The organism is Novosphingobium rosa NBRC 15208 (assembly GCF_001598555.1).
Classification (GTDB): domain Bacteria; phylum Pseudomonadota; class Alphaproteobacteria; order Sphingomonadales; family Sphingomonadaceae; genus Novosphingobium; species Novosphingobium rosa.
This window is the reverse complement of sequence record NZ_BCZE01000160.1, coordinates 1-2527: the sequence shown is the minus strand read 5'-3', so window position 1 is coordinate 2527 and position 2527 is coordinate 1. Positions and strand designations below refer to the sequence as shown.

Here is a 2527-nt window from a genome sequence, read left to right as displayed (position 1 = left end):
AGCGCATGAACAGGCCGCCGTTGATGTCCCATGTCGCGCCGGACACGAAACCGGCGTCGCGTGCCGCCAGACGCGTCACCATATCGGCGATGAAGGACGCCTCGCCCAACTGGCCGACCGGAATGTTGGCCAGCATGCCGGGCATCTTGTCTTCTGGCACCAGCGCGCGGACCATCGGGCTGTCGATGGGGCCGGGCGCGATGGCGTTCACCGTGATCCCGAAAGGCGCCAGATCGCGGGCGAAGACCTTGGTCAGGGTGATGATCGCGCCCTTGCTGGCCGCATAATGCGCACCAGTGGTGGTGCCGCCGTTCTGCCCCGCCAGCGAGGCCATATTAACGATGCGCCCATAGCCCGCCGCCTTCATGCGGCGGCCAAAGACCTGGCTGGCCGCGAAGGTGCCGCGCGCATTGACGGCCATCACCCGATCCCAGTCTTCCAGCGCAATATCCAGCACCGGCACGGCGCGGGTCAGCACCGCATTGTTGACCAGAACCTGCGTCCCGCCCCAGCGGGCATCGAGGTCAGCGGCCACCGCCTCGATGGCGGCGCCATCGGTGACGTCAAGCCTCAGGCCTGCCGCCGTCTCGCCCGAAGGGTCGAGCGCCACGGCCACCGCCTGTGCCCTGACGCCATCGATGTCGGTCACCGCCACGCGATAGCCCGCGCCATGCAGCGCTTTCGCAATCGCCTCACCCAGACCGCTGCCGCCGCCGGTGATGATCGCAACATCCTGCAGAGGACCGCTCACAGGAGGTATCCGATACCGTGGAGGAAGTCGTCGCAATTGGCCAGGCGGACCACCTTGCGGTCGAGCTTGATGACACCGTCCTCGCGCACCAGCCGATAGGTCACATCAGCGGCCAGCACGCGCGTGCGTTCGTATTTGTATTCCACCAGCACCATGGCGGCGCGCAGCTCGATGGCATCAGCTTGCTCGCCGGTCACCACAAAGCGCGAGATGGTGCGCACGGTGCGCGCGGGCGGCGCCGCGCTCATCGAGAAGCCCGAGAGCAGGCGTTTCACCCGCGCCTCACGCATCGCCGCATCGTCATGGGCGACGTTGAGCTGGTTTTCGAAATCATCGGCATCATGCTCGACGGGAATGGTGTAGCGGCCATCCTGCGTCCACAAGGGCAGCCATGGCTTGTAATCCAGCCGGTCGAGCAGATCGGCCTCGGCCCAGATGAAGCGCGTGGCTTCGTCGAGCGTGATGCCCCCCTTCGTGGCCGTTTTGGTCATGGTTGCCGTGCTCATGCCGTCATCATCCTCTTCCACTGCTGATAGGCCGCGCGCATCCCCACTTCGGAGGAGGCATCGCCGGCGTTATGCCCCGGCTGAGGGCGGCCCTCGGGCGCCGCGCTGCCACGGTTGAGCATGATCCACAGATCGTCGCCCGCCCGGGCGCCGCGCTGCACGCGCTCCCAGCCCTCGGCGTCGTCGGGCGTGCCAAAGCCCATCGGGCCCTGGAAATGCTCATGCAGACGCAGCCGCGCGCGGTTGCCCGCCGGCGAGGGCGTGGTCTTGGCATCACCCATGCCGATGGCGACATGCTGGATCTCGGTCTCGGCCACGCCGACGGGGCGCAGCACGCGAAAGAAGGCCATCGAGCAGGCGACATTGGGAAACAGGTTGAGGTTGAACCCCGTGCCGCCCACCGCGCGCACGATCTTGCGCACGGCGGCCTCGTCATGGCCCTCGGCGCGCAGTTCGTCCGCCAGTTCGGCGAAGCGGTCAGGGATCGGCGCGTCGAGGTTCTCGTCCAGATCGATCAGATCGGGGATCATCACCATCACGCTATGGCCATGGCCCAGATCTTCCACCCAGCCGCCCGAGCCGATCACATCGAAGATGTTCTCCGTCTCGGCATCCAGACTGTCGAGGAAGGTCTTGTGGACGATGGGGAAGTGATAGGCGTCGGTGGTGTTCTCCAGCTGGATCTTCCAGTTGCCGGGGAAGCGGAACTTGTGCTCGCCCAGCACCTTCACGCCGAAGCCCGCGCCCTGCTTCATGAACAGGTCCATCCATTTGCGCGCCGGGCCGAGGAACTCGACCAGCGGCTCGATGTCCTGCTTGAAGGTGGCGAAGATCATGCCCTGATAGGTTTCGGTGCGCAGGCGGATCAGGCCGAATTCCTCGCGGTCGAGGCCTTCGGGATAGCCATCGGCATAGGGCACCTTGCGCAAGGCTCCGTCGATGTCATAGCTCCAACCGTGGTAGGGGCAGACGAAGACCGACTGCTTGCCCTTCTTCTTCTCGCAGACGCTGGCCGCGCGATGGCGGCAGCGGTTGAGCAGCGTGCGGATCTCGCCCGCCTTGTCGCGCGTGACGATCACCGGCTGATTGCCCACGAAGCTCTTCTTGAAGGTGTTGGCGCCGGGCAATTCGCTCTCGTGGCCGACCCAGACCCAGGTGTTCTTGAAAATGCGCTCCATCTCCTCGTCGAAAATGGCCGCGTCCTTGTAAAGCGCGGTGTGGACCCGATCATCCTTCACCAGCCCGCCAAAATCCGTGCTGCTCATGCGCC

3 protein-coding genes are annotated in these 2527 nt (G+C 65.5%); all 3 read right to left on the bottom strand.

From position 1 onward, the window contains the following. Positions 1–751, bottom strand: a 751-nt coding sequence (locus tag SR3_RS30145) for an SDR family NAD(P)-dependent oxidoreductase (protein WP_245654165.1), incomplete at its 3' end; no start/stop codon positions are given. Then, on the bottom strand, positions 748–1257 hold the full coding sequence (locus SR3_RS30140; protein ID WP_068095096.1) for an aromatic-ring-hydroxylating dioxygenase subunit beta: 510 nt from the start codon (positions 1255–1257) through the stop codon (positions 748–750). The genes SR3_RS30145 and SR3_RS30140, both read right to left, overlap by 4 nt. Beyond that, positions 1254–2522: an aromatic ring-hydroxylating oxygenase subunit alpha gene (locus SR3_RS30135; RefSeq protein ID WP_068095094.1), complete on the bottom strand. Its 1269-nt coding sequence runs from the start codon at positions 2520–2522 to the stop codon at positions 1254–1256. Before SR3_RS30135 ends, SR3_RS30140 begins: the two co-directional genes overlap by 4 nt. Between the last annotated feature and the right edge of the window lie 5 nt (positions 2523–2527).